Source organism: Spirosoma sp. (genome assembly GCF_048594605.1).
In the GTDB taxonomy this organism is placed as follows: domain Bacteria; phylum Bacteroidota; class Bacteroidia; order Cytophagales; family Spirosomataceae; genus Spirosoma.
Genome location: NZ_JBMDWV010000260.1, coordinates 1 through 5,897, shown reverse-complemented (window position 1 = coordinate 5,897; position 5,897 = coordinate 1). Strand labels below are relative to the sequence as shown.

Below are 5,897 nucleotides of genomic sequence, written 5' to 3'. Positions count from 1 at the left end.
TTAACAATATTCCCGCAGGTGATTACGCCGGCCTGACATTTTTAATTGGTGTTGATAGTCTGCGAAGTCTGAGCGATCTTGATAAGCGAACCGACGTACTCGATCCGGGTCTTAACAACGGCATGTACTGGGACTGGAACTCAGGCTATATTTTCCTGAAACTCGAGGGCAAATCGGCTGCAGCACCTGCTGCGCAGAATAATGAATTTTTCTACCACGTCGGCGGGTTCGGCGGTGGTTATAACGGCAAAAAAACAATCAATACGCTACGTTCCGTCACGATTCCGTTTCTAAGCAACGTAGCGAATGTAGAGCTTAACACTACGCCCACTATCCAGCTTAAGGCCGATGTGATGAAAGTATTCAACGGCGCCACTCGTTTGAGCATAGCCCAGCATCCGTCGGTGATGTTCGATACGTATTCGACTACTATCGCCGACAACTACGCGCAGATGTTCAGCTACGACCGAATGCAGGCAGCTAAATGAGTAAGTGGACAACGATATTGACAAAGCGTAGCTACCTGTCTATCAGCACACTCCTGTTCGCACTGGCCGTTGCCTGCCAGACCAATACGGAGCCAGACCCAACGCCGAAACCAGATCCGGGAACGGGCGGTGGTGTTGTGTATAAACCAACACCCATTACGTTACACCAGCCAGGCAATTTTCCAGACGTAATCTATAATTTGACGAATAATCCCTTGACGGTTGAGGGCGTAGCACTGGGCAAGGCACTGTTTTATGATCCTCAGCTCTCGCGCGACAGTACGGTTAGCTGCGCCTTCTGCCATCAGCAGTTTGCCGCTTTTGGGCACTCCGACCACGCACTCAGCCACGGTATAGATAGTAAGTTTGGCACACGTAATGTACCCGGTTTGCAGAATCTCGCCTGGGAGCGTGAGTTCTTCTGGGACGGTGGCGTTACCAGCCTCGACGAGCTGGCCATGACGCCTATTCAGAACCCGGTTGAAATGGATTTAAAATTCGCGGATGCGCTGAGCCGGGTGCAAAAGAGCCCAAAATATCCAGCGATGTTCAAAGCGGCTTTTGGTTCGGATACCGTCACAACGGCGCGTTTTCTGAAATCTATTTCGCAGTTTTTGCTGACGCTGGTGTCAGCCGATTCCCGCTATGATAAGTACGTTCGGAAGGAGGCTGGTGGCGAGCTAACATCCGACGAATTAGCAGGCCTTAATTTGTTTCAGCAGAAGTGCGCAACCTGCCATGCAACGGATTTATTCACTGATCGAAGCTATCGAAACAACGGCTTGCCCGTCAGTGCCATCAATGACCAGGGGCGCTACGTTGTTACGTTGAATGAAGCCGACCGATTGACGTTTAAAGTACCGAGCCTACGTAACGTCGAGCGAACATTTCCGTATATGCACGATGGGCGTTTCACTACGTTGGAGCAAGTGCTCGATCACTACCGCAGCGGTGTAAAAGACAGCCCTACCCTCGATTCGGTTCTGAAAGCAAACGGAAAGTTGGGCATTGCCCTGACGGATACGGAAAAGAAACAGGTAATTGCTTTCCTGAAAACGCTAACTGACGATACGTTTATCAATAATCGGGCATTTAGCCCCAATTGATCTGAATAAATATTAGTGAGCGTGGCTAAGCCGGTGTTGCCGGATATTGAATAAATGGCTGGTTACCAAGCCAAATGAAGCGACGTAAGCCAGGTACTCAAAAGCAGGATTTACTTCTTCCAGCAGCAGGGCAATTGTAAACAGACCCAAAAATCCCCAAAGGCTCTTTTTTATGACTGGTGGCGCGTAATGCCGGGTAGCGAAATAAACGGCAATGATATTAACTCCGATAAAAACGTAATCCAGACTCAGATAACCAACGCGAAGCTTTTCATCCTGCATTAAAGCCGTCGTCATTAACAAGATAGGCGTAATCAGGCAGTGAATAATACATAATACCGACCCGGTAATGCCAATGTAGTCAGCTTTGCGAGAGAGAATATCTGTTTTCATAAGCAGAAGCAAAATTACGACGCTTTTTGGCAATCGTAGTCTTTTTAACCCTGTTTTTTGCAACAAAGTTGCGAAATGCCCTGAAAATTAGAAATTACACCCTCTCCCTCATCAATTCACTTTGGTTAGCAGCGTATAGCCCATCAATTTGCCATTTTTATTATAGGTTTCCGATTTAATGTCGAAGATCTGATTGTCAACTCTGTAGCTAATCACGCGCATTGAGTTCCGGATGGGGATGCCCATCACCCGGCTTTCGAAGTTCATATCAGATGTAATTTTATACGTATCAAAGGTTCCAGCCGATGTTGTAACAGGTGCCTTGCTCTCTACCTGCCGATTCAGCATGGTCATATTCATATTCATCATGGTATTGCCACTACTGACCATTTCGGCCTCCATCTGACCGTCACTCAGCTTCTGTCCAACACTCAGTTTGCCAGGATACACCAGCTTATTGGATTTCAATTTCATCTCTGCATCTTTCATTGTGGAAGCTTGCATCGCCTGCATCATGCCCGATAAATCAGCGACGAGTTCATTACCCGTGCAAGTGTAATGGATGGTATAGGGAGTTCGCTGATTACCTTTTTCATCCTGAAACTGCGCCACAATATCCATTACCGTCGAACCGCCATCTTTATGAACATCTTTAACCTGATACGTGATTTTTCCTGTAGGTTTATCCTTGGCGCTAAACGTACTCATTTCAAAATTCATACCCGACTTAAATGTCATGCCTAAACAATCCTGAGCCTGGCTTTTAGTCAATACTGCCGTGATGAATACTATCGAAAAAATAAGGGTTCTCATGCGAATGGATTTAGTTTGATTTACCTTGACCAAAGGTAACCTGAATCACAAACGAACAACTAAGTCCTTGAGGGAACGGCACAAAGGCGTGGATGATTTTGATACTCTTTACGTCCACACCATACTCACGATGCCCAGAAGCATAATAAGTTTGCAGAGATTGCTGAGATACCCGAAGTCGCGACGGGTGTCGGCCACCACAAGCCGATAAATAAGCCAGGCGACTGGAATAAGTAACAGCAGAAAAATGATCGTCAGTCGGAAATTATGGAGCGAACTGGCAATCAGGAATAAGCTGATGATGAAAGCGCCAATCAACACGTAGAGCAGGTATTTCGTACGGCGTAACCCCCATACAATCGGTAAGGTTCGACAGCCAAAACGAGCATCGCCCCGGATATCCTGCATGTCTTTGATTATCTCCCGAATCAGTGAAATACCAAAGGAAAACAAGGCATAGATGAGTAGCATACCCGTGTTATGCCGATAATAAATGGCCATGGCAATGAGCGATAAGGCCGTCAGCAGCGAAACAATTACATTGCCTACTAGTGGTTGTCGTTTAAACTGCGCCGAATAGAACCAGAGTAGCGAAACGGCCAGTACGTCGACCAGGAAAATCCACTTGCTCAGGTAGAGTCCAATCAGGCAGCCGATTACGTTCAGTATCTGATGGACTCCCATAGCTACTCTGCGTTTGAGGTAGCGCCCAATTATAACACGCTGTGGCTTGTTAACAAGGTCAATTTTAATATCGAAATAGTCATTGATGATGTAACCGGCTGCTGCTATACAGACAGTTGAGAGAGAAAGCAGCCACAGCGACGGATCAAGAAGAAGCCGGAAAAGACTAGTAGTTTGATCTTCGGGTCTGAAACCAACCAGAAAAAGCCGCGCCATAAATTGCGTCAGCACTACGATCAGTAGATTCTGCACTCGAATGAGCCGCAGAAACCCGAACGTAAAGGCTGAGAAAGGAACGGACTGGCGCGCCACCATGACTGTTTTTTTACCAAAAATAAGGAGAAAGCAGGAGAAAGAGCGTGAGTGGGTATAACTAAAAAGGGACCAAATTCAAGGTCCGCCGTTGCGACCGGCTGCGATTACGACCTGGCTGTAGACTGACTCCATGGCTTTCAAACGGCAAGGCTCAAAAAGCCACACCTTTCTGAGCCAGAGATAATTAACGTGAATAATGGGCAAACCGCCATATTGTTGCCACAATCTCCAGCGAGAATACGTCTTGAACCTATTTAGGATTAACCAATCGACCCATGCATTAAAAAAGGTGCAAAAATAGCCACGACTTCGCCAGAGCGGGCTCAACTGACGATTGGCGCAGGCCATAGCATAATTAGGTTTGGGGTAGCGCCCTGCGGAGCCAATGAAACGAGGGAATCTTGGCCGTAGGTCAAGTTCATTCGTAGAGTGAGTCCACCTTTATTTTTCAAAGAAGGTGGTAGGCGCGCGAAAGCAATCGCAAGTAAGTATTTTTTATTCATATACTAATGGAATAGACGAAGAAGCAGACTAGTTTTACTGGCCTGCTTCTTCGTCTATTTTTAACTTAAAATTATACCCTGTTCTAATAACAATAAAACCATCCCAAGATTTTGAGATAGTTCTATTTCTCTTTCTTAGAATAGAATAATCTCTTTGTTCTGTAGTGTATTCCATAGAATGGAATAAAACTTAAGAGAAAATCCTTCCAAGTGAATTTCAAATACCTCATTCTCAGAAGCCCTATTATGGGAATGTAGATTAATATATTTACTATAAGTGCATTTATAAAGAAAGTTTGCGCATCCTGTTGCGTGCTCGTTCGATAGATCAAGTAAGCTACTCCACCGATTAATAGCGGGGGAATCAGAATCAATAACCAATACTTGCGAAGGTTCATAACGGATAAGTTTAGTGGTTGTAAAATATTTACTTGAAAAACGGTGATGTAATTAAGCAAGTTTACAATTGCTTAATTACATCACCTACATAGTTCTATTAGTAGTTCCATATAGCAGCCCCAGCAGCACAGGCTAACCCAATTGTAACGGCACATTCAGCTCCAAATGCCATACAGCCTAAGCCAGTTAAGGCGCCTATAGTTGATCCGCTAACAAATGTGTTCAAGGTTTTGGCAACACATTTCCCCCAATTGCTTCCATATTTACCTGCAAATGCTGGACTGTCAGGATCATCTGTAAAATCAGGAGAAAAAGAAACAAACTGATGACCGCTTCCAGTACTTTGAGATGTCATCACCCCTAGACGTTTCCCATTGTAACTAAAATAGTATGTGTAATCATAAGCACCTGAATTTACTATTTTTAGGATTAATCTCTCTCCTGTAAATGTATGATTGTTAGGATCTGTATAATTGAACATTTCAGCCAAGGTATAATTATCAGTGCCTGGCGTAAATTTTATACGAACGTCTGAGTGTCCATTCCACGTCACCGTATTAGAGGCTCCATAATTGAAAGTTATCGAATTTGTGTTTATATCCACACTTTCGTCTGCAACACAGTTTCCTTGAAAATAATGGTATCCTGCTGGACATTCGTACCAACTGTTTGTCTTGACCCGAGGTGTCTCTTGAGGTTGCACCTGAGTTGTTTCAATTCCAGGTTTCTCACTACACGAAGTGGTGATGAGAGTGAGAAGCACAGCAACAATTTTAGCATGGCTAATTGGCGCACTCGAAAAAAGTTTCATACGTTTGTTTTGTTTAGTGTTGAAACATTAGACCTATTCAAAGCCCCGCAACAGTTTAGCGACATGAGTGGGGCTTTTTCATTCCTAAAAACCCAGTTCTACTAGTTTAATGTTATTATTTATTGATATAATACTACTTTTTTTATTTACATTTTTATACTATATAGACACATGCTTTTTGCATATTTTCGATTCGGCTTTAGACCGTTTAAGATTAAAAGGATTTTAAAATTGTATTAATACATTTTGTTTTCTATGTATACTAGTATAAGTCTTTGATGACGATTAAGAAAAGTTCTTTAAAAATTACAATTTGAATTTTTCTTCTATTTGTAATGCATGATCGAATTAGTTAGCATGATAATGTTTCCGGAATAAATCCCTT

At 43.7% G+C, this 5,897-nt stretch carries 6 protein-coding genes; 2 read left to right on the top strand and 4 right to left on the bottom strand.

The window, feature by feature from the left end; genetic code table 11:
* Both ACOJS8_RS16000 and ACOJS8_RS15995 read left to right on the top strand, forming a co-directional pair.
* Positions 1–488 (top strand): MbnP family protein (locus ACOJS8_RS16000; RefSeq protein ID WP_420149548.1); only part of this gene is annotated, 488 nt, incomplete at its 5' end.
* On the top strand, positions 485–1,594 hold the full coding sequence (locus tag ACOJS8_RS15995; RefSeq protein ID WP_420149547.1) for a cytochrome-c peroxidase: 1,110 nt from the start codon (positions 485–487) through the stop codon (positions 1,592–1,594). The genes ACOJS8_RS16000 and ACOJS8_RS15995, both read left to right, overlap by 4 nt.
* Positions 1,595–1,606: 12 nt before the next feature.
* Here ACOJS8_RS15995 and ACOJS8_RS15990 read toward each other — a convergent pair whose 3' ends face one another.
* The 4 genes from ACOJS8_RS15990 to ACOJS8_RS15975 form a co-directional block, all read right to left on the bottom strand.
* Positions 1,607–1,987: a MerC domain-containing protein gene (locus ACOJS8_RS15990; protein WP_420149546.1), complete on the bottom strand. Its 381-nt coding sequence runs from the start codon at positions 1,985–1,987 to the stop codon at positions 1,607–1,609.
* Positions 1,988–2,098: 111 nt separating this feature from the next.
* The gene (locus ACOJS8_RS15985) at positions 2,099–2,800 is read right to left on the bottom strand and encodes a hypothetical protein (protein ID WP_420149545.1); all 702 of its coding nucleotides are present in this window, start codon (positions 2,798–2,800) and stop codon (positions 2,099–2,101) included.
* Between the two features lie 108 nt (positions 2,801–2,908).
* Entirely contained in the window at positions 2,909–3,799 is an 891-nt protein-coding gene (locus ACOJS8_RS15980) for a geranylgeranylglycerol-phosphate geranylgeranyltransferase (protein ID WP_420149544.1), read from the bottom strand.
* Between the two features lie 999 nt (positions 3,800–4,798).
* Positions 4,799–5,512, bottom strand: coding sequence for a hypothetical protein (locus tag ACOJS8_RS15975; protein WP_420149543.1), 714 nt, complete (start codon positions 5,510–5,512; stop codon positions 4,799–4,801).
* Positions 5,513–5,897: the final 385 nt, after the last annotated feature.